General features: G+C 68.0%; 19 protein-coding genes. 9 read left to right on the top strand and 10 right to left on the bottom strand.

What is annotated here, in order from left to right:
• The first annotated feature begins 2 nt into the window (after positions 1–2).
• On the top strand, positions 3–434 hold the full coding sequence (locus tag ACZLZY_RS16600) for a GNAT family N-acetyltransferase (RefSeq protein ID WP_472935311.1): 432 nt from the start codon (positions 3–5) through the stop codon (positions 432–434).
• Between the two features lie 100 nt (positions 435–534).
• Here ACZLZY_RS16600 and secD read toward each other — a convergent pair whose 3' ends face one another.
• The 8 genes from secD to hutI all read right to left on the bottom strand — a co-directional run bounded on the left by secD (position 535) and on the right by hutI (position 9,596).
• Positions 535–3,069 (bottom strand): protein translocase subunit SecD, encoded by a 2,535-nt coding sequence (secD, locus tag ACZLZY_RS16595; RefSeq protein WP_472935310.1) that lies wholly within the window; start codon positions 3,067–3,069, stop codon positions 535–537.
• A 113-nt stretch (positions 3,070–3,182) separates the two neighbouring features.
• Positions 3,183–3,506 carry a hypothetical protein gene (locus ACZLZY_RS16590; protein ID WP_472935309.1) on the bottom strand — a complete coding sequence of 108 codons (324 nt, stop codon included), beginning with the start codon at positions 3,504–3,506 and terminating at the stop codon, positions 3,183–3,185.
• A 228-nt stretch (positions 3,507–3,734) separates the two neighbouring features.
• Positions 3,735–4,130: a type II toxin-antitoxin system death-on-curing family toxin gene (locus tag ACZLZY_RS16585; RefSeq protein ID WP_472935308.1), complete on the bottom strand. Its 396-nt coding sequence runs from the start codon at positions 4,128–4,130 to the stop codon at positions 3,735–3,737.
• Positions 4,131–4,132: 2 nt separating this feature from the next.
• The gene (locus tag ACZLZY_RS16580) at positions 4,133–4,402 is read right to left on the bottom strand and encodes a hypothetical protein (RefSeq protein WP_472935307.1); all 270 of its coding nucleotides are present in this window, start codon (positions 4,400–4,402) and stop codon (positions 4,133–4,135) included.
• A 115-nt stretch (positions 4,403–4,517) separates the two neighbouring features.
• A complete protein-coding gene (locus ACZLZY_RS16575) occupies positions 4,518–5,093 on the bottom strand; it encodes a HutD/Ves family protein (protein ID WP_472935306.1) in 576 nt (191 codons plus the stop codon).
• Positions 5,094–5,110: 17 nt separating this feature from the next.
• Complete coding sequence (hutU, locus tag ACZLZY_RS16570) at positions 5,111–6,790, bottom strand: urocanate hydratase (RefSeq protein ID WP_472935305.1); 1,680 nt, start codon at positions 6,788–6,790, stop codon at positions 5,111–5,113.
• A 41-nt stretch (positions 6,791–6,831) separates the two neighbouring features.
• Positions 6,832–8,373: a histidine ammonia-lyase gene (hutH, locus tag ACZLZY_RS16565; protein ID WP_472935304.1), complete on the bottom strand. Its 1,542-nt coding sequence runs from the start codon at positions 8,371–8,373 to the stop codon at positions 6,832–6,834.
• On the bottom strand, positions 8,370–9,596 hold the full coding sequence (hutI, locus tag ACZLZY_RS16560; RefSeq protein ID WP_472935303.1) for an imidazolonepropionase: 1,227 nt from the start codon (positions 9,594–9,596) through the stop codon (positions 8,370–8,372). Before hutI ends, hutH begins: the two co-directional genes overlap by 4 nt.
• 93 nt (positions 9,597–9,689) lie before the next feature.
• On the opposite strand from hutI, the gene ACZLZY_RS16555 reads away from it, so the two are divergent.
• From ACZLZY_RS16555 to hutC, 6 genes are all read left to right on the top strand, one after another.
• The gene (locus ACZLZY_RS16555; protein WP_472935302.1) at positions 9,690–11,051 is read left to right on the top strand and encodes a formimidoylglutamate deiminase; all 1,362 of its coding nucleotides are present in this window, start codon (positions 9,690–9,692) and stop codon (positions 11,049–11,051) included.
• A gap of 364 nt (positions 11,052–11,415) precedes the next feature.
• On the top strand, positions 11,416–12,231 hold the full coding sequence (locus tag ACZLZY_RS16550; RefSeq protein WP_472935379.1) for a transporter substrate-binding domain-containing protein: 816 nt from the start codon (positions 11,416–11,418) through the stop codon (positions 12,229–12,231).
• 76 nt (positions 12,232–12,307) lie between these two features.
• On the top strand, positions 12,308–12,949 hold the full coding sequence (locus ACZLZY_RS16545; protein ID WP_472935301.1) for an amino acid ABC transporter permease: 642 nt from the start codon (positions 12,308–12,310) through the stop codon (positions 12,947–12,949).
• Positions 12,946–13,614 (top strand): amino acid ABC transporter permease, encoded by a 669-nt coding sequence (locus ACZLZY_RS16540; RefSeq protein WP_472935300.1) that lies wholly within the window; start codon positions 12,946–12,948, stop codon positions 13,612–13,614. The genes ACZLZY_RS16545 and ACZLZY_RS16540 overlap by 4 nt, the downstream gene beginning before the upstream one ends.
• A gap of 26 nt (positions 13,615–13,640) precedes the next feature.
• A complete protein-coding gene (locus tag ACZLZY_RS16535) occupies positions 13,641–14,432 on the top strand; it encodes an amino acid ABC transporter ATP-binding protein (RefSeq protein WP_472935378.1) in 792 nt (263 codons plus the stop codon).
• A 70-nt stretch (positions 14,433–14,502) separates the two neighbouring features.
• The gene (hutC, locus tag ACZLZY_RS16530; RefSeq protein ID WP_472935377.1) at positions 14,503–15,246 is read left to right on the top strand and encodes a histidine utilization transcriptional repressor HutC; all 744 of its coding nucleotides are present in this window, start codon (positions 14,503–14,505) and stop codon (positions 15,244–15,246) included.
• A gap of 10 nt (positions 15,247–15,256) precedes the next feature.
• Here the strand turns inward: hutC and ACZLZY_RS16525 are convergent, their stop codons facing one another.
• The gene (locus ACZLZY_RS16525) at positions 15,257–16,810 is read right to left on the bottom strand and encodes an HAL/PAL/TAL family ammonia-lyase (RefSeq protein WP_472935299.1); all 1,554 of its coding nucleotides are present in this window, start codon (positions 16,808–16,810) and stop codon (positions 15,257–15,259) included.
• Positions 16,811–17,086: 276 nt separating this feature from the next.
• Here ACZLZY_RS16525 and ACZLZY_RS16520 point away from each other — a divergent pair, with 276 nt between their 5' ends.
• Positions 17,087–17,947, top strand: a complete 861-nt coding sequence (locus tag ACZLZY_RS16520; RefSeq protein ID WP_472935298.1) for a helix-turn-helix domain-containing protein — start codon at positions 17,087–17,089, stop codon at positions 17,945–17,947.
• Here the strand turns inward: ACZLZY_RS16520 and ACZLZY_RS16515 are convergent, their stop codons facing one another.
• Entirely contained in the window at positions 17,948–18,877 is a 930-nt protein-coding gene (locus ACZLZY_RS16515) for a fatty acid desaturase (protein ID WP_472935297.1), read from the bottom strand.
• Positions 18,878–19,184: 307 nt separating this feature from the next.
• Here ACZLZY_RS16515 and ACZLZY_RS16510 point away from each other — a divergent pair, with 307 nt between their 5' ends.
• Positions 19,185–20,042, top strand: coding sequence for a phosphate/phosphite/phosphonate ABC transporter substrate-binding protein (locus ACZLZY_RS16510; RefSeq protein WP_472935296.1), 858 nt, complete (start codon positions 19,185–19,187; stop codon positions 20,040–20,042).
• Positions 20,043–20,087 lie beyond the last annotated feature (45 nt).

Here is a 20,087-nt window from a genome sequence, read left to right as displayed (position 1 = left end):
GGATGGCCGGCGTCGTCGTTTTCCCCGTCCCGGTGTTCAGCAGCCTCTGCAATCTCGGCTTCGCCCTCCGGCGGGCGGTGTTCGTCGGCGAGCAGAAGATCCCCGAGGAGGAGGAGTTCGATGCGCACGACCTGACGGCCGCCCACTGGGTCGCCGTCGGGGCCGGCGAGGTCGTCGGCACGTTGCGGGTGATCGCGTCGCCCGAGCACACGAAGCTCGGGCGGATCGTCGTCCACGCCGGCTGGCGAGGCCGCAGCGTCGCCCGGCAGATGATCTCCGCCGCCATGGACGAGCGCCGCGCCGCCGGCATCACCCGCTTCCACCTTGACGCCCAGGCCGACAAAATCGCCCTCTACGAAAAGTTCGGCTTCACCGCCTATGGCATCGAGTTCCTCGACGGCGGCCTGCCACACTTGGCGATGAAGACTTACTGACACCTTCGCCAACGCGCCGTACCGGCCCGTCCTGAAAAGCAAAAGGCCCGCTTGGTTCGCACCAAGCGGGCCTTTTGCATGTCGGTTATCGCCAATCGCCTCAGGCGCTGGCGGCCGGCGTTCCGACGGTTGTCACCGGATGCGCCTTGCGGTGCTTGGTGCGCCAGTCGCCGAGGAAGAGCAGGATCGGCGCCGCGATGAACACCGAGGAGAGCGCCGCGACCGCGATGCCGAACACCATCGGCACGGCAAAGCTCTCGACCGCGCTGCCGCCCCAGATCGCCAGCGGCAGCATGGCGAGGAAGGCGGTGATGGAGGTATAGATCGAGCGTGCCAGCGTCTCGTTGATCGACTTGTCGATCATGTCGCGCATCGGCATCGCCTTGTAGAGCCGCATGTTTTCTCGCATGCGGTCGTAGACGACCACCTTATCGTTGACGGAGTAGCCGATCAGCGTCAGCAGCGCGGCGATGGCGGTGAGGTTGAAGTCAATGCCCGTCAACGCGAAGAAGCCGATGGTCTTGGTTACGTCGAGGATCAGCGTCGCAATGGCGCCGACCGCGAACGGCCATTCAAACCGGTACCAGATGTAGAACATCATCGCGAGACTGGCGAGGATGCTGGAGATCCAGCCGGCCCGCGCGAGTTCGCCCGAGACCTTCGGGCCCACCACCTCGGTGCGCTCGATCGTCGCCGTGCTGTCGATCTTCACGACCTCGGTGCGGATCTTGGCGACCGCCTGGTTCTGCGCTTCTTCCTCGCCGGGCTGGCGCTCGGCGCGCAGCAGCACGGTGTTGGCCTCGCCGAACTGCTGCAGGCCGATCTCGCCGAGCCCGAGGCCCTCGAGGCCCGAACGCAGCTTGGCCATGTCGGTCGGCCCCGCAGTGCGGACCTCCATTTGGATGCCGCCCTTGAAGTCGACGCCGTAATTGAGGCCCGGCGTAAAGAACAGGATGATCGAGGCGACCGACAGCAGCACGGAGACGCCGATGCCGATGAAGCGGCCGCGCATGAAGCGGATCTTGGTGCCTTCCGGGATAAGCTTGATGCCGAAAAGCGGCTCGATGCGGATCGCCTTCAGCTTCCAGCGCCGCACGATCAGCACCATGACGACGCGCACGATGGCAACGGCCGTGAACATCGAGATGGCGATGCCGAGGAACATGGTGACGGCAAAGCCGCGGACCGGGCCCGAGCCGAAGTAGAACAGGAGGGCGGTGGCGATCAGCGCGGTGACGTTGGAATCGACGATGGTCGAATAGGCCTTATTGAAGCCCGCATCCATCGCCGCATAGACGCTGAGCCCCTTGCGGTTCTCCTCGCGGATGCGCTCGTTGATGAGGACGTTGGCGTCGACCGCCAGGCCGATGCCGAGCACGATGCCGGCAATGCCGGGCAGCGTCAGCGTGGCGCCGAGGATGCTGAGCGCGCCGAAGGTCAGGATGACGTTAAGCGCGAGCGCGAGGTTGGCCAGAAGGCCCCAGCGCCCGTAGAGCACGAACATGAACATGAAGACGAGGCCGAAGCCGACCAAGCCGGACAGCACGCCGCGCTCGATCGCGTCGGCGCCGAGATCGGCACCAACGGTGCGCTCCTCGATCACCGTCAGCGGTGCCGGCAACGCGCCGGCGCGCAAGAGCGCCGAGAGCACGGTCGACTGCTCGACGGTGAAGTTGCCGCTGATCTGTCCCTGGCCGCCGGTGATCGGCTCGCGGATGACGGGGGCGCTCAGCACCTTGCCGTCGAGCACGATGGCAAAGGGCCGGCCGACATTGGCGCGGGTGATGTCGGCGAACTGGCGCGCGCCGGCGCTGTCGAAGGTGAAGGAGACGATCGGCTCGTTGGACTGCTGGTTGAAGCCGGGACGGGCATCCGTCAGCCGCTCGCCGGACAAAGCGACGCGGTCCTCGATCGGATAGCTGCGGCTGCCGTCCTGGTCGGGCAGCATGGTGACGCCGGGGGCGTTCTGGTTGCCGTCTTCGGCCAGCATGTGGAAGCTCATCTGCGCGGTCGAGCCGAGCAGTTCGCGCAGCCGCGCCGGGTCCTGGACGCCCGGCAACTGGACGAGGATGCGGTCGGCGCCGACGCGCTGGATCGTCGGCTCGGAGACGCCGACCTGATCGATGCGCTGGCGGACGATCTCGAGGCTCTGCTGGATCGCAAGGTTTGTCTTGTCGGCAAGGCCTGCCTGGGTCAGCTCGATGCGGAACTGGTCCGCCGTGTTGGTGACCGCGATGTCGGAATTGGTCCCGCCGAAGCCGCTGCTCGACAGGGGAGTCGACAGCGCCGTGATCAGCGGCCGGGCCTTCTCGACGTCGTCGGCGTTCACCAGCGTCGCAATGACCGCACTGCCGTCGTTGCGCACGGAGCGAATGGGGATCTTGGCGTCGCGCAGCGCCGAGCGCACGCTGTCCTGCATGGCGCGCAGGCGGTCGGCCTTGAGGCCCGCGGCGTCCACCTCCAGCACGAGGTGCGAGCCGCCGGACAGGTCAAGGCCGAGATTGACGCCGTGCTTCGGCAGCCAGCTCGGGAAAGAGGCGAGCTGCTCCTTCGAGAAGAGGTTCGGCATCGCCGCGAGGACGCCGATAAAGATGAGGATCGCGTAGATCGCGAGCACCCAGCGGGATGTGCGCATGGCAGGGTCCAGACATGAAACGCCTGCCGACTTTGGCGGCATGGCGGAGAAAAGCGGGAGAATGGAATTGCCGCATCGCGCGGCAGGTCGCAGCGGTCGCGCTGCGCAAAGTCTCAGGCGGCGGGCGGTGCCCGGGCCTCGAAGGCGAGGCGCGCGATGCGGCCGGGCGCGATCTGCTCGGCGGCCGCCGGTACGGTCGCGGAGGCCAAAGCACAGAGCGAGGCGCCAGGAGCGGAAACGAAAGCCGGATCCCCGCCAGCCGGCGCAGTCTGCTGCTTGCCGTCCTTGGCCCGCAGCTCCGTGCCCGCCAGCTTGCCGGCATCGCGCAGCTTGGCCAGCGGCTGGGCCGCGAAACCGCCGAAGGTTTCACCTTGCCCGGCACGCTGTTCAATGGATTGCGCGAGCCCCGGAACGCTCCACTGCAGCAGGAGCAGCAAGGCCAACAGCCACAGCGAACCAGCGCCGCGCGCGGCGCGACCCCTTCGAAGTTCCCTGAGAGCGGCGAATGGGGGCATCGGTCCTGACGGCATCTTGCCGGTTGATCGGGTTTTCCGGCCTATAGCAAAGGTTAAGGCGCTTTGCACGTCACGATCACGGCGGCGCTTTTTGGGCACTGGCAGAAGAACGATGCGGAAGGCTCCGTAGGCATGGATGGGAGCGCCACCTTAAGACGCTTCGCTGCAATGCTTCTCCAGCCATTCGGCGAGCGTGTCTTCGCGGACGCCCCCTTTGGCCAAACGTCGCCACATGCTGATCTTCATATCAACAGAGCAGCGCAATTCGTAGCCATTTAAAGCCAGAACGGTCAGCGCTGCGGTAAAGCTGGTCCGTTTGTTGCCATCGATGAAAGGATGATTTCTTGCAATGCCATATGCGAGGCTTGCGGAAATGGAGAAGGGCGTGACCACTTCGGCATAGGTTGCGTGCGCCTGCGCGCGGGCGACCGCAGACTCCAGCAGGCCGATATCGCGGATGCCCTCAACCGTTCCGCGATGACGGCTCTCGATGTCGTGGATGTCAATGATGGTTCGGATATCAAGGAAGACGAAGCCGGTGGCCAAATCTACTTGGCAAGGGCGGCGAGGACATCTTCATTCTCTTGCATGATCCGCTTCGCGACCTCTAGGGCAGCCTGTCGGTCGGCGATGGTCGGTTGACGTGCGTTTCCGTTTAAGGCGAGAGCGGTCTTGTCGGATACCGCTGCCGGGTCCACGGTGACCTTTGCAGCGGAGACGTCTGCCCCTCCACGGGCGCTGGCGGACTCGGTCGCGCTGATGCCGCATGTCTTCGAGCTCTGGAGAGCGGGAGTGTTGCCTGTTTTGCGGCTGCTCATGTCGTGCCCCTTCGGCCGGTACCGCGAACATAGGGCCTCTGGTTACGTGGTGTCCAATTTTGCCCCAGCCAAGGGTGACCCCGTAATGCCCCGTCACAGCTTCGGCCGAAAGCGCTTAGCCAGCCTCCGCGATGCCGATGATGTAGACGGTTGCGCTTGCGGCAGCGGCAAGCGTCAGCTGCCTTCCGCCCTCGATCAGCACCGCGTCGCCGTCAGAAAGATCCATTTCGGTCCCGCTCGCCGACAGATGCAGCTGGGCGGTGGTATAGACCAGCACAATCGCAGAGGCCGCCGAGACCACCCGCTCGCCTTCCACCACCAGCCGCTCGACACTGTGCCGGAAGACGCCCCGCCGCGTCATCACGTTGAGATCGGTAATCGGCCCGCCCAGGAGGTCGGCCGAGGTCGGTACGTCGGCGGGAAAGGCGAAGGGCGCCGAGTCCTGCGTCAGCGACTGGCCGGGCGCATCGCCGACGAAAAGCATCAGGCCGTCTCCCTCAAGGAGGCTGAGCGTCCGGTCGATGCCGGGAAAGCCCGAGAACGGACCGTCCGCGGCGACGCGGGCCATGCTCACCCGCCAGCCAAAATCCTCGATGCCGGCGCCCGGCGGATACACGGCGATCTCGGTGGTTGAGCCGAGGCCGTTCTTCCACGGCATCACACGATGCCCGCCGGCCTTCAGATGCCGCATGCCCGCGCCCTCCCCGCTCAGCCGAGGATGCCCGGCAGGTTCAGCTGCATCTCGCGGGCGCAATCGAGCGCGGTCTCGTAGCCGGCATCGGCATGGCGCATGACGCCCGTCGCCGGGTCGTTCCACAGAACGCGCTCGAGGCGGCGCGCCGCGTCGTCGGTGCCGTCGGCGACGATCACCATGCCCGAATGCTGCGAGAACCCCATGCCGACGCCGCCGCCATGGTGCAGCGACACCCAGGTGGCCCCCGAGGCGGTGTTGAGCAGCGCATTCAGCAGCGGCCAGTCGGAGACGGCATCCGAGCCGTCCTTCATCGCCTCGGTTTCGCGGTTCGGCGAGGCGACCGAGCCGGAGTCGAGGTGATCGCGGCCGATGACCACCGGCGCCTTCAGCTCGCCCGAGCGCACCATCTCGTTGAAGGCGAGGCCGAGCTTGTGGCGGTCGCCGAGGCCGACCCAGCAGATCCGCGCCGGCAGGCCCTGGAAGGCGATGCGCTCGCGCGCCATGTCGAGCCAGCGGTGGAGGTGCGCATTGTCAGGCAGCAGCTCCTTCACCTTGGCGTCGGTCTTGTAAATGTCCTCCGGATCGCCGGAGAGAGCCGCCCAGCGGAACGGGCCGATGCCGCGGCAGAACAACGGGCGGATATAGGCCGGCACGAAGCCCGGAAAGGCGAAGGCGTTTTCCAAGCCCTCGTCCTTGGCGACCTGGCGGATATTGTTGCCGTAATCGAGCGTCGGGACGCCCGCGTCCCAGAAGGCGACCATCGCCTCGACATGGGTCCGCATCGAGGCGCGCGCGGCCACCTCCACCGACTTCGGATCGCTTTCGCGCGCCGCCTTCGCATGCTCGACCGTCCAGCCGACCGGCAGGTAGCCGTTGCGCGGATCGTGCGCCGAGGTCTGGTCGGTGACGATGTCGGGGCGCGGGCCGCCTTGCTTCATCCGCTTGACCAGCTCCGGGAAGATTTCCGCCGCATTGCCAACGAGCCCGACCGACTTCGCCTCGCCGGCCTTCGTCCACTGGTCGATCATCGCCAGCGCCTCGTCGAGCGTCTGGGCCTTCGCGTCGACGTATCGGGTGCGCAGGCGGAAATCGATGCGGGTCTCGTCGCACTCGACGGCCAAGCAGCAGGCGCCGGCCATGACGGCGGCGAGCGGCTGCGCGCCGCCCATGCCGCCGAGGCCGCCGGTGAGGATCCATTTGCCCTTCAGGCTGCCGCCATAGTGCTGTCGGCCGGCCTCGACGAAGGTCTCGTAGGTGCCTTGCACGATGCCCTGCGTGCCGATGTAGATCCAGGAGCCGGCGGTCATCTGGCCGTACATGGCCAGCCCCTTCTGATCCAGCTCGTTAAAATGGTCCCAGGTCGCCCATTGCGGCACGAGGTTGGAATTGGCGATCAGGACGCGGGGCGCATCCGCATGGGTGCGGAACACGCCGACCGGCTTGCCGGACTGGACGAGCAGCGTCTCGTCCGCCTCCAGCGCCCGCAGCGCCGCGACGATCCTGTCGAAATCATCCCAGGTTCGTGCCGCCCGGCCGATGCCGCCGTAGACGACGAGCTCCTGCGGGTTCTCGGCGACGTCGGGATCGAGATTGTTCATCAGCATGCGCAGCGGCGCCTCGGTCAGCCAGCTCTTGGCGGTGAGCGTGCTGCCGTGGTCGGCGCGGATGGTGCGGGTGTTGTCGATGCGGGTCATCGGGCGATCCTTGGGCTCAGGCGGGCGGAACGGTGGTGCGATCAGGCGCGCGGGTCGACGGAAGGCAGCGCCATCGGCGCGACGGCCTCGGCCAGCGCGCCGCTGCGCACGATGTCGAGGGCCGCCGCAATGTCGGGGTGGAAATGCCGGTCGTCGTCGAGCCGCGGCACCCGCGCCCGGATCAGCGCGCGCGCCGCCTCCAGCGGAACGCTCGACGTCAGCGTGCCGCCGAGGTCGCAGCCTTGCGCGGCGGCGAGCAGCTCGATGGCGATGACGCCGAACGCGTTCTCCGCCATGCCCGGCAGCCGTCGCGCGCCGTGCGCGGCCATCGAGACGTGGTCCTCCTGGTTGGCGGAGGTCGGGATCGAGTCGACGCTGGCGGGGTAGGCCTGCTGCTTGTTCTCCGAGACCAGCGCCGCGGCGGTGACCTGCGGGATCATGAAGCCGGAGTTGAGGCCGGGCTTCGGCGTCAGGAAGGCCGGCAGGCCCGACAGCGCGGGGTCGACCAGCATGGCGATGCGCCGCTCGGCGATCGAGCCGATCTCGCAGATGGCGAGCGCGATCATGTCGGCGGCAAAGGCCACCGGCTCGGCGTGGAAATTGCCGCCGGACAGCGCCTCGTCGGTGTCGGCGAAGATCAGCGGGTTGTCGGAGACGCCGTTCGCCTCGATCGCCAGCATCGTCGCGGCCTGCCTGAGAACGTCGAGCGCGGCGCCCATCACCTGCGGCTGGCAGCGCAGGCAATAAGGATCCTGCACCCGCGGATCGTCGGTACGGTGCGCCGCGCGGATCGCCGAGCCGTCCATCAGGGCGCGCAGCGTCGCCGCCGTCTCGATCTGCCCGCGGTGGCCGCGCAAGGCGTGGATGCGCGGGTCGAACGGCGTGTCGGAGCCGCGCGCGGCATCGGTCGACAGCGCCCCGGTGACCAGCGCCGAGCGGAACAGGAGTTCCGCCGCGAACAGGCCGGCCAGCGCGTTGGCGGTGGAGAACTGCGTGCCGTTGAGCAGCGCCAGCCCCTCCTTGGCGCCGAGCACCAGCGGCTTCAGACCGGCTTCGGCGAGCGCCTTAATCGCCTCGACCTCCACGCCGCCGACGATGAAGGAGCCGACGCCGATCATCGCCGCCGTCATGTGCGAGAGCGGCGCAAGGTCGCCGGAGGCACCGACCGAGCCCTGGCACGGCACCACCGGCGTCAGGCCCTTGACCAGCAGCGCCTCGAGGAGCGCGATCGTCGCCGGCTGGACGCCGGACGCCCCTTGCGCCAGCGAGGCGAGCTTCAGCGCCATCATCAGCCGGGCGATCGGCACCGGCATCGCCGCGCCGATGCCGGCGGCATGAGACAGCACGATGTTGCGTTGGAGCGTTTCGAGCTCGTGATCGCCGATGCGCACGCTGGCGAGCTTTCCGAAACCGGTATTGATGCCATAGACCGGCTCGCCGCGGGCGAGGATCCGCGCCACCGCGGCGGCCGAAGCTTCAACCGCGGGCATGCAGGCCGGGTCGAGCCGCGGCACGGCGCCGCGGTAGATCGCCCGCCAGTCGTCGAGGGTTGCGGCACCGGGCTTCAGAACGATGTCGGTCACTGGCCTCTCCAGATGCGTTGATGAAGCGGGTTGAAGCCCATGCGGTAGACGAGCTCGGCCGGCCGCTCGATGTCCCAGAGGCAGAAGTCGGCGCGCTTGCCGGCCTCCAGCGTGCCGGTCTCGTGCTGCAGCCCCAGCGCCTTGGCGGCTTCGCGGGTGACGCCGGCAAGGCACTCTTCGACGGTCATGCGGAACAGCGTGGCGGCGAGATTCATCGTCAGGAGCAGCGAGGTCAGCGGCGAGGTGCCGGGATTGCTGTCCGTCGCCAGCGCGATCGCAACGCCGTGCTGGCGGAACAGGCCGAGCGGGGGCAACTTCGTCTCGCGGATGAAGTAGTAGGCGCCGGGCAGCAGCACCGCGACGGTGCCGGCCGCGGCCATGGCGATGGCGCCGGCGTCGTCGGTATATTCGAGGTGATCGGCCGACAGCGCCTTGAAGCGGGCGGCGAGCGCCGCACCGTGGAGGTTGGACAGCTGGTCGGCATGCAGCTTGACCGGCAGGTCGAGCGCCGTTGCGGCGGTGAAGACCCTCTCCATTTCCTCGGGCGAGAACGCGATGCCCTCGCAGAATCCGTCGACGGCATCGGCGAGGCCCTCGGCCGCGATCGCCGGCAGCATGGCGCAGACGGCATCGATATAGGCCGCCTTGTCGCCTCCCGCCTCGTGCGGCAGCGCGTGCGCGCCGAGGAAGGTGGTGCGGATGTCGACCGGCCGCTCCTGCCCGAGCCTTCGCGCCGCTCGCAAGAGCTTCTGCTCGTTCGCAAGATCAAGGCCGTAGCCGGACTTCACCTCGGCGGTGGTGACGCCTTCCGCCAGAAGCGCATCTAGCCGGCGCAACGACTGCCGGACGATCTCGTCCTCGGACGCCGCGCGCACCGCCTTCACCGAGGAGACGATGCCGCCCCCGGCCCGCGCCACTTCCTCGTAGCTCGCGCCGGCCAGCCGCTGCTCGAACTCGCGCGCGCGGTCGCCGGCATAGACTAGGTGGGTGTGGCAGTCGATCAGGCCCGGCGTGATCCAGCGCCCCTCGGCGTCGACGACCTCGGCACCCTCGACCATGTCAGCCGGCAGGACCGCCGCCGGCCCGGCGTAGAGGATGCGCTCGCCCTCGGTCGCCAGCGCGCCGTCCTCGACGAGGCCGAGGCCTTGCCCCGCCATCGTCGCCAGCCGGGCATTGCGCCAGAGGCGGCGCCGGGAGGCCGCATTTGCCTGATCGTTCGGCATGGGGAACACTCGCTCAAAAATGTCTCGCCTGCGATCATGTATAGACATATTATGCCTGCACGCAAGCCGCGACGCCGCGGGAAAGGACCTTCGATGACGACGATCCATGCCGAGCATGCCCTTCTCCCCGAGGGCTGGAAAGCCGATGTCCGCCTCGTGATCGCCGATGGCCGCATCACCGCCGTCACCGTCGGCACCGCGCCCGAAGCCGGCGACGCGCGCCATTCCATCCTCGTGCCGGCCATGCCGAACCTCCACAGCCACGCCTTCCAGCGCGGGATGGCGGGGCTTGCCGAAAGCCGTGGCCCGGGCGTCGACAGCTTCTGGAGTTGGCGCGAGACGATGTACCGCTTCGCGCTGTCGATGACGCCGGACGACGTCGCGGCCGTCGCCGCCCAGCTCTATGTCGAGATGCTGGAGGCGGGCTTTGCCCGCGTCGGCGAGTTCCACTACCTCCACCACGACACCGACGGCCGCCCCTATGCCGACATCGCCGAGATGGCGTCGTCGATCGCCGCGGCCGCGTCCGCCACCGGCATCGGCCTGACCCTGCTGCCGGTCTTCTACGCCCATTCCGGTTTCGGCGGCGCCGCGCCGAACGAGGGCCAGCGCCGCTTCGTCAACGGCCTCGATGGCTTCGCCCGCCTACTCGACGGCTGCACCGCGGCGCTGAAATCCTTGCCGACGTCGGTGCTGGGCGTCGCCGCGCACAGCCTGCGCGCCGTCACGCCCGAGGAGCTGGACGACGTCGCCCGCCTTCGCCCGAACGATCCCTTCCACATCCACATCGCCGAGCAAGAGAAGGAGGTCGAGGACTGCCTCGCCTGGTCCGGCCAGCGCCCGGTCGAATGGCTGCTCGCCCACGCCAGCATCGACCGTCGCTGGTGCCTCATCCACGCCACGCACATGACCGAGGCCGAGGCCCGCGGCATGGCCGCGACGGGGGCTGTCGCCGGCCTCTGCCCGGTCACCGAGGCCAATCTCGGCGACGGCACATTCCGCGCCAGCGACTTTCTCGCCGCCGGCGGCCGGTACGGTGTCGGCTCGGATTCCAACGTGCTGATCGGCGTCGCCGACGAGCTGCGCCAGCTGGAATATTCCCTCCGGCTCGATCAGCGCCGCCGCAACGTCCTTGCCGCGCCGGGCGGCTCCACCGGCCGGGCGCTCTTCGACGTAGCTCTCGCCGGCGGAGCAACGGCGCTCGGCGCCGGCCCGGCGGGCCTTCGCGTCGGGGCCGCCGCCGACCTCGTCGCCCTCGATGCCGACCATCCCGCCCTCCTCGGCCGGCAAGGCGACCAGATCCTAGACGCCTGGATCTTCGGCGCCTCGCGCCCCGCCGTCGACGCCGTCTGGGTCGCCGGCATCCAGCAGGTCGAGGGCGGCCGCCACCGCGACCGCAACGCGATCTACCGCCGCTTCAAGGCGACGACGCAAGCGCTGGCGGCGCGGCACTGATCGATGCGAACCTCAAAGGTTCTCATAAAGCTGCGTTGGATTTCGTCATCCACGGGGCTTTAGCCCCGAGGATCCATGCCGCCGCATCAAATTAAGCGGGACCAGACTACGAAAGCGAAGCCATGGGTCCCCGCGCAAAAGCGCGAGGATGACGAAACTGAAAAGCCGAGAATGGTCCGAGGAGCCTTGGCCACCCCAAACCGCTGATGAAATTTTTCGCGTTTTTCCATCTGCTCAATGATTGACATCGCCGGTCAGCCCCGCTTGTTATGTCTAGGCTTAATCAACCCATCCCTTCGCCCGATCGCCTGGCCGCTGTGCGGTCCGCGCAACACCGGAGACCGCCATGAACAAACGCTTCCTGATGAAAGCCGTGCTCGGCCTGTCGCTGGCCCTCTCGCTGCCGGCGGTCTCGGCACAGGCCGAGGATGCGCTGGCGCGGGTCAAGGCCGCTGGCGTGATGAAGGTCGGCACCGAGACCGCCTTCGCGCCGTTCGACTTCATCGACGAGGCGGGCGAGCATGCCGGCCTCAACGTCGACCTGTTCGAGGAGATCGGCAAGGAGCTCGGCGTCAAGATCGAATGGGTTGAGCTGCCGTGGGACGGCGTCTTCCCGGCACTCGAGGCCGGCCAGTTCGACATGGTCGCGGGCCCCGCCACCATCACCAAGAAGCGCTCGGAGACCTTCCGCTTCCTGTCGCCGATCGCCGAGGCGACCGTCGCGCTGCTGAAGCAGAAGGGCAACACGGCGGTGATGAAGCCGGAAGACATCGCCGGCAAGCTGGTCGGCGCCGGCAAGGCGACCTCGCAGCTGGAGCAGGTCAAGACCTTCGGCGCGACGCTGCCCGGCGGCGTCGAGACGCGCGAATATGTCGGCTTCAACGAGGCCTATGCCGATCTCGCCACCGGCCGCATCGCCGCCGTTGCCAACTCGCTGCCGAACATTGCCTATGTCGCGAGCCAGAAGCCCGACACGTTCGAGGTCGTCCTGCCCTCCTTCGGCACCAAGACCTATTTCGGCTTCATCGGCACCAAGAAGCCGGAAGACGCGGCCCTCCTCGACGCAGTGCAGGCCGCGCTGGTCAAGATCAAGGGCGACGGCCGGATGAAGACCGCCCAGGAGAAGTGGTTCGGCACCGCGTTCGACACGCCGAACGAAGTACCCACTCCCGCCCTCTGATCATCGCTGCAGGGCCGCGCGGGCTTTCCCGTGCGGCCCTTTTTTCTGACCGACCGAGCGAGAGGGTCGTAGGCGCATGCCCGCAAAACTGTTCGAGCTGATGCTCTGGGCCGCCGGCTACACCGTCGTCATCAGCTTCGTCTCGATCGCCATCGGCCTGGTGATCGGCATCGGCGTCTGTGCAGCGAAGCTCTCCGCCAGCCGCTGGCTCAGTGTGCCCGCGACTGTCTTCATCAGCTTCTTCCGCGGCGTGCCGATGCTGGTGCAGCTGCTGCTGATCTACAATCTTCTCCCGCTGCTCGGCCTTTCCGTGCCGAGCGTCGTCGCGGCGATCGTCGGCATGTCGCTCTGCACCGCCGCCTATCAAGCCGAGAACCTGCGCGGCGGCTTCAACAGCGTGCCGCGGGGCCTGCTCGAGGCGGCCGAAATGGTCGGCCTGTCGCCGGCGCAGCAGCTGCGCCGCATCCGCGCCCCGATCGCCATCCGCCTGACGCTGCCGGCCCTCGTCAACGAGGCGATCCTGATCCTCAAGGCGTCCTCGCTGATCTCGGTGGTCGGCGTAATCGAGCTGACGCGCATGGCGCAGAACCTCTCCGCCAGCACCTACAAGCCGCTGCTCTATTACGCCGTCGCCGGCGCCTTCTACTTCCTGATCAACTGGGTGGTCTCCTCGGGCGGCCTGGCTCTCGAACGCCGCCTGCGGACGGAGCGCGCATGACCCTCGACGTCGCCTTGATCGGCCAAGAGATGCCGGCGATCCTTGCCGGCCTTTCGGTCACCATCGGCCTCTGGCTCGTCTCCACCTTTCTCGGCCTGATGCTCGGCTTCGTCGTGGCGGCGCTGCGCCGTTTCGGGCCGCGGCCGCTCGACTGGCTGCTGAAGGCCTATGTCGACGTGTTCCGCGGCACGCCCTTCCTGGTGCAGCTGTTCCTGCTCTATTTCGGCGGGCCTTTCATCGGCATCTCGCTCGACCCGATCCCCTGCGGCCTGCTCGGCCTCACCGTCTACGGCGCCGCCTATTTCAGCGAAATCTTCCGCGCCGGCTTCAAGGCGGTGCCGAAAGGCCATGTCGAGGCGGCCGAATGCGTCGGCCTCAGCCAGATGCAGATCCTGCGCCGCATCCTGGTGCCGGAGATGACGGTGCTCGTCCTGCCGCAGCTGGTGAACCTTGCCATCATCCTGATCAAGGAGACCGCGGTCCTCTCGATCATCACCGTCCCGGAGATGACCATGGTGATCTCCGCCATCGGCTCGCAGCAATATGCCTTCGTCGAGGCGCTGTTCCTGCTCGCCCTCTTCTACTGGGCCCTTGTCGAGATCACCGGCGCCCTCGGGCGGCTGGCGGAAAGCCGACTGTCCAAATTCAGGTTCGCGCATTCATGACCCCCGCCCCTTCCGCCGCCGGTGCCGTGGCCGGTCCCGCCGTCTCCGTCGCGAACCTCAGCAAGCGCTATGGCGAGACCGAGGTGCTGCATGGCATCGACCTCGAGATAGCCGAGGGCGCGACGACCTGCCTGATCGGCCCGTCCGGCTCCGGCAAGAGCACGCTCCTGCGCTGCATCGCCTTCCTCGAGGAGGCGACGTCCGGCTTCATCACCGTGCACGGCCAGCCGCTGGGCTTCTCCGAAGGGACGGGGGGCAAGCGGGTGAAGCTGCCGGCGCAGAACGTGCGCTCGGTGCGCTCGCAGATCGGCATGGTGTTTCAGCAGTTCAATCTCTGGCCGCACATGACAGCGCTCGGCAATGTCTGCGAGGCCCTGGTGACGGTGCAGAAAATGGCCCGCCGGGATGCAGAGGAGCGCGGCATGGAGCAGCTGAGGAAGGTCGGCCTCGAAAACCGCGCCCATCATCTCCCCTCGCAGCTCTCCGGCGGCCAGCAGCAGCGCGTCGCCATCGCCCGCGCGCTGACGCTGCAGCCGCGCATCCTCCTCTTCGACGAGCCGACCTCCTCGCTCGACCCCGAGCTCACCGGCGAGGTGTTGAACGTCATGCGGGCGCTCGCCGCGGACGGGATGACCATGGTCGTCGTCACGCACGAGATCGGCTTTGCCGCTTCCGTCGGGCAGCGCATCGCCTTCCTCGACCACGGCAAGCTCCTCCTCAACGGCACGCCGCAGGACGTGTTCTCCAAGCCGCAGCATCCCCGCCTCCAGCAGTTCCTCGAAACCTATCTGGACAGGGGCGCGGCGACGCTCCTGTGAGGCGCGTCTCCAGCGAGCCCGACAGGACAGTGCCGAGGAAGGAATGCGCCATGGACGCCGCAGCATCGACATGACCGCCGCCGAGGTCACCGCCGACAAACCGAAGCCGGAATCGCTGCACCAGCGCATTCTCGCCGATATCGAGGGCCGGATCCTCTCGGCGGAATGGCCGCCCGGCCGGCAGATCCCGTTCGAGCAGGACCTTGCCGTCCACTACGGCTGCTCGCGGATGACCGTCAACAAGGTGATGACGCAGCTCGCCGCCGCCGGGCTGATCGAGCGGCGGCGCAAGGCCGGCAGCTTTGTGCGGCGGCCGCAATCCTACTCCGCGGTGCTGGAGATCATCGACATCGGCAAGGAGGTCGAGGCGCTTGGCCTTCCCTACCGCTTCGAGATCACCCACGCGCACCGCCGCCCCAGCACCCGGCTCGATGCGTCCCGGCTGGAGTTGCGGGCGCCGGCGGAAATGCTGGATATCGTCTGCCGCCATTTCGCCGCCGATCAGCCGTTCTGCGTCGAGGACCGGCTGATCAATCTCGACGTCGTGCCGGACGCGGCTGCGGCCGATTTCACCACGCTTTCGCCCGGCGCCTGGCTGGTCGCGGAAGTGCCGTGGACCATGGCCGAGCACAAGATCCGCGCCATCGGGGCCGACAAGGCGGCGGCCGAGGCGCTCGGCATCGCCGTCGGCACGCCGTGCCTGTCGATCGAGCGCCGGACCTGGCGCACCGACAGGCCCGTCACCTTCGTCCGCCTGACCTATCCCGGCGACGGCCACGAGGTGCTCGCCCGTTTCGCGCCGTCGCAGGCTTGAACCGGCCGCGTCAGCTGCCGGCGAGCACCGCCAGCGCGCCGCCGGCGCCCGGCCGGATTGCGGCGCAGAGCGCGACCAGCAGCGCCGGCTCGCTCAGCACCGCGGCGACCGCCTCGGCATCGCGTCCGGGCCCCCGGTCCTCCGTCATCACCGGCACCACGTCCCGGATTGCCGCGAACAGTGCCTGCGTCGCCGGCGCCAGCTGCGGCAAACCGCGGAGGTCGACGGCCTGCGCCGCCGTCAGTGCCTCGATTGCCATCAGCAGGCGGAACAGCACCAGCTGCTCTTCCAGCTTGCGGATGGCGAGGTGGGTGTGCGGCGCGTGGTCCTCGACGCCCTCCGACACCGGCAGCGCATCGAGGCTGGCGGGCATGGCCTTCAGGCGGATCTCGGCGTGGAGGGCGGCCGCCGTCTTCTGCAGCGAGTTCAGCCCGTTCGATGCCCCGCCGACCGGCGACAGGTATTTCGGCAGGCCCGACAGCGCCGGGTTCATGAGCTTGGTCGTGCGATAGAAGCTGGCGGTCGCCAAATGCGTCATCGCGATCGCCGCCGTATCGAAGGCGAGCGCGATCGACGGCGTGTGGAAATTCCCCGACGAGAGAATCAGCCCTTCCTCGACCAGCACCAGCGGGTTGTCCGGTGCGCCGTTGATCTCGGTCTCGACGGCGATGACCGCCGTCTTGAGGCTCGCCAGCATCGGCCCGGTGATCTGCGACAGCACGCGAAAGCTCAGCGCGTCCTGGATCTTGCGTGCGGCGCCGGGTTCGCCGAGAGCGCTGCCGGCGAGGATCGCCCGGAACACCGCGGCTGCCCGCGCTTGTCCCGCTGCCGGACGGGCGGCGGCGAGCCGGGGGTCGAAGATCGCGGGATTGCCGGCATAGCCCTCGAACGACAGCCCGGCAGTGACGCTGGACAGGAGCACGACGTCGGCAAGATCGCGCAGAACCGCCCCGCCGTAGGCGGCGGCCGGCGCGCTGCTGTTGAGGAGGCCGAGCCCGTCCTTCGGCCCGAGCACGGCTGGCGCGAGTCCCGCGGCCGCCAGCGCGTCAGTGGCGGGCGTACGGATGCCGCCGACCCAGAATTCGCCGAGGCCGATCACCGCCGCAGCCATGTGGGCGCATAGGCCAAGATCGCCGCCGCCGATCGAGCCGCGGCCGGGGATCACCGGCGTCAGCCCGGCATCGTACATCGCCATCACCGCATCGAGCACCGCCGGAGAGATGCCGGCGCCGCCGGTGGTGAGGCCGATGATGCGGCAGAGGAACATCGCCCGCGAGACGGTCTCCCCGAAAGGCTCGCCCATGCCGATGCAGCGGCCGCGCACTACCTGGACCTGGAAGGCATCGATCTCCTCGCGCGACAGGCGGAAGCCGAGATTGCCGCCAAGGCCGGTGTTGAGGCCGTAGATCGGCTCGTCGCCTTCGGCATAGCGGTCGACGATCGCCCGTGCCGCCGCCACCCGCGCCCGCGCCGCCGGATCGAGCGCCAGCCGCGCTTCCGGCGCGGAGGCCCGCGCGAGGAAGGCAAGGTCGACCGGTCCGTCGCCGATGGTGAAGATGCTCATGCCGCTGCTCCCTGTCGGCTGTCCCGCGTCGCCGGCCTGGCCGAAGCGGTCCTCCGCAGCACGGCGAGCCCGCTTTGGCTTATCGGCCGGAACCGGCTGGCCCTGGCGATCACCGCCGCGCTGCCGGCAGGCATACGACCAGTCGGCGGGGCCCTGCAACATCCGCACACCGGCCCGGAGTTCAAGCCAAGAAGGCTCTCGGGAACGGCTGTGCCTGTCTCGTTTCGCAATCCCTTGCTATGCTGTTCAAACGAACATCTGTTGTGGATTCGAACCATGATCTCACCTGCCGACAAGCCGGCGACGTCCGATCTCTTCCGCCAGCGCCTTCAGCAGGTGATCGCGCGCTCCGGCTTGAACCAAGCCGCCTTTTCGCGTTTCACCGGCGTCGACCGCTCGACGCTGTCGCAACTGCTGACGGCCGACAGCCCGCGCCTGCCGCGGGCCGACACGCTGATCGCCATCGCCTCGGCCTGCCGCATCTCGGTCGACTGGCTGCTCGGCCTCACCCAACGCGAGGAAGTGGGCGCCGAGATCATCGAGGCCATGCTGCAGATCGAGCCGCACACCCGCGGCCCGATCGACGAACAGTTCGTGCTCTGGCTGCGCGAGGCCGAGGGCCTGCGCATCCGCACGGTGCCCGAGACCTTTCCGGACTTTCTGAAGACCGAGGACGTGCTGCGCTACGAATACCGCAGCAAGAGTTTCGGCACGCCCGACAATGCAGTGGAGGCGGTCGACGCGCGGCTGTCGGTGATGCGGCGGCCGGACAGCGAGCTGGAGGTCTGCACCTCGGTCCAGGCCTTCGCGACGCTCGCCACCGGCCAGGGCAAATGGGACGGCCTGCCGCGGGCGATGCGCCGTGCGCAGCTCGAGCACCTCATCGCACTCTATGCCGAGTTCTACCCGAGCCTTCGGATCTACTGCTACACGCTGAGCGAGGTCTATTCGAGCCCGTTCACGGTGTTCGGGGCGAAGCGTGTCGCGCTTTTTCTCGGCAACAGCTACCTCGTCCTCAACTCGGTTGATCACGTCCGCCTGTTCGGCCGGCGCTTCGACGAGCTGATCCGGCTGGCCGTCGTCCAGCCACACCAGATCACCGCCTTCCTGACCGAGTTGATCGGCGAGGTAAAATAGCTAGGCCGCCCGCAGCGCGCGCGGATGCACGACGCTGTCATGCCCGCTGAGAAGGAAGCGGCGGGCGACGTCGACATAGCCGTCATAGACGTGGCCGCCGTTCTCGCGGATCAGCCGGTCGCGGTTCGTGCGGTACCAGGCGGGTATTTCGTACCAGGGCATGGCCGGCCGCTCATGGTGCACGGCGTGCAGGTTATTGAACAGGAAGAGCGGCCCGAGAATCCAGGAATTCTCGACGATCGCCGTGCGCTCGGCAACGCCATCCGCCGCCTTGTGCTCGGCAAAGGAGCGGATCAGGAGGAGCGAGATCGCGGGATAGAGGACAAGACCGAGATAGACGCCGATCGGAAGTTTGCAGACCTCGACCAGCCAGAACACGACCGCCGCGACGCCGATGAGATGCTCCCCCCAGGCCCGCGCCGCCACCTTGTCGCCCTGGCGCAGCTTCACCGCTTCATCTGCAAAGAAATGGCCGACCGCCCAGACCGGGCCGATCACCAGCCGGCCGAGCAGCGTCTTCTGCAGCTTCAGGAGATAGCGGCCGAACGGGCCGAGCGTCGCAAAATCCTCGGCGGTGACGTAGCGCGATTCCGGATCGTCCAGCGGATCGGTCAGCCGGTCGTCGCAGTGATGGCGCAGATGCGCCAGCCGGTAGGTCTCGTAGGGCATCCACAGAGAGAGCGGGATCACCGCCAGCATCCGGTTGATGGTCCGCGACCGGGTGGGGTGGCCGTGCAGGATCTCGTGCTGCAGGGAGGAGTGCCAAGCCACCAGCCAGGCGCAGAGCGGCGCAAAGACGAAGAGCGGCATCGACGCGTGGAAGAATGTCAGGGTGAAGAAACCACCGTAGATAAAGGCCGCCAACGCCACCGTCGGCCACTCCACCCCGCGCCGCGGCGCCGCTCTTCCCATCCGAATCGTTCCACCCATGAATCACACTTTCCCGTGAGGTCGATGTCAGGGTGCAGTGCAAGGAGCAGCGACGCAACGATGATACGGCGACATATCGCGACGTTATGAGCGATCAGGCATCAGTTCTCTCGATTAGTAGCCACATGTATGGTTCACTATACGGCATTGGGTATTCAGACTTCCTCCCGCTCTGGCGCGTCAGCGCCGCGCAAGGCAGCACTGGAGCGGACTTGCCGCTGACGGAAACGGCTGCGGGTCGCGGCTCTTCCGTTTCTTCCGGACGCGCTGGATGGTCCATAACCTAGATCGCACCGGGAACCCGTCTATGACCGTCAGTGCCCCGACTACCCCAGCACCCGCCTGTCCTCCCGCCGCCGCGATTGCCAATGCACGGATGTATGCGGCAACGCCCGCCATCGAGGACGCCTGGCGCGCGCTGCTGGAGCACGTCGCCAAGGATGCCGGCGTGCCACTCGCCTACACCCCCTATCCGGCGCCGGCGCCGATGGACGTGCTCTGGGCCCGTCCCGATCTCGGCTGCGCGCTGATGTGCGGCTACCCCATCGCCCTCGGCCTGTCGCCGGTGGTGCCGATCGCCGCGCCCGTGCCCTCGGCGCCTTGGGCCGCCGGGCGCGCGGTCTACCGCACCGACCTGATCGTCCGGCGCGACGCCCCCTTCCGCACGCTGGAGGACAGCTTCGGCACCCGCATCGGCTGGACGGTCGAGCACTCGCATTCCGGCTTCAACGCCGTGCGCCACCACCTTCTCGCCTACCGCACGCCGGCGCGCCCGGCGCTCTATGCCGGCTCGGTCGGACCGCTGGTCACCCCGCGCGGTGTGCTCGACGCCGTGCTCGACGGCACGATCGACGTCGGCCCGCTCGACGCCTACTGGCACCTTCTCATTCGCCGCGCCGATCCCGCGCGGCTCGACGGCATCCGCGTCATCGCCTCCACCGAGACCGCCCCGATGCCGGCCTTCGTCGCCGCCGCGGGGGCAGACGCCGCCGCCATCGCCGCCCTTCGCGCCGCCCTCGTCGAGGCCGCGGCCCGCCCCTGGTTCACCGAACTCGCGCAGCCGCTCTGCCTCGACGGCTTCGCGGCCGTCGACCAGGCGGCCTTTGCCCAAACGCTCAGCTGGGACACCGAAGCACGGGTTGCCGGCTACGACAGGCCGGCGTGAGCAAATCAATCGACTGAGACGAACGATGAGAGCTGATCAATCCAT

The organism is Mesocryomonas lacus, assembly GCF_055730135.2.
Note: the sequence above shows the minus strand (reverse complement) of the source record. Positions and strands in the feature narration are given on the sequence as shown.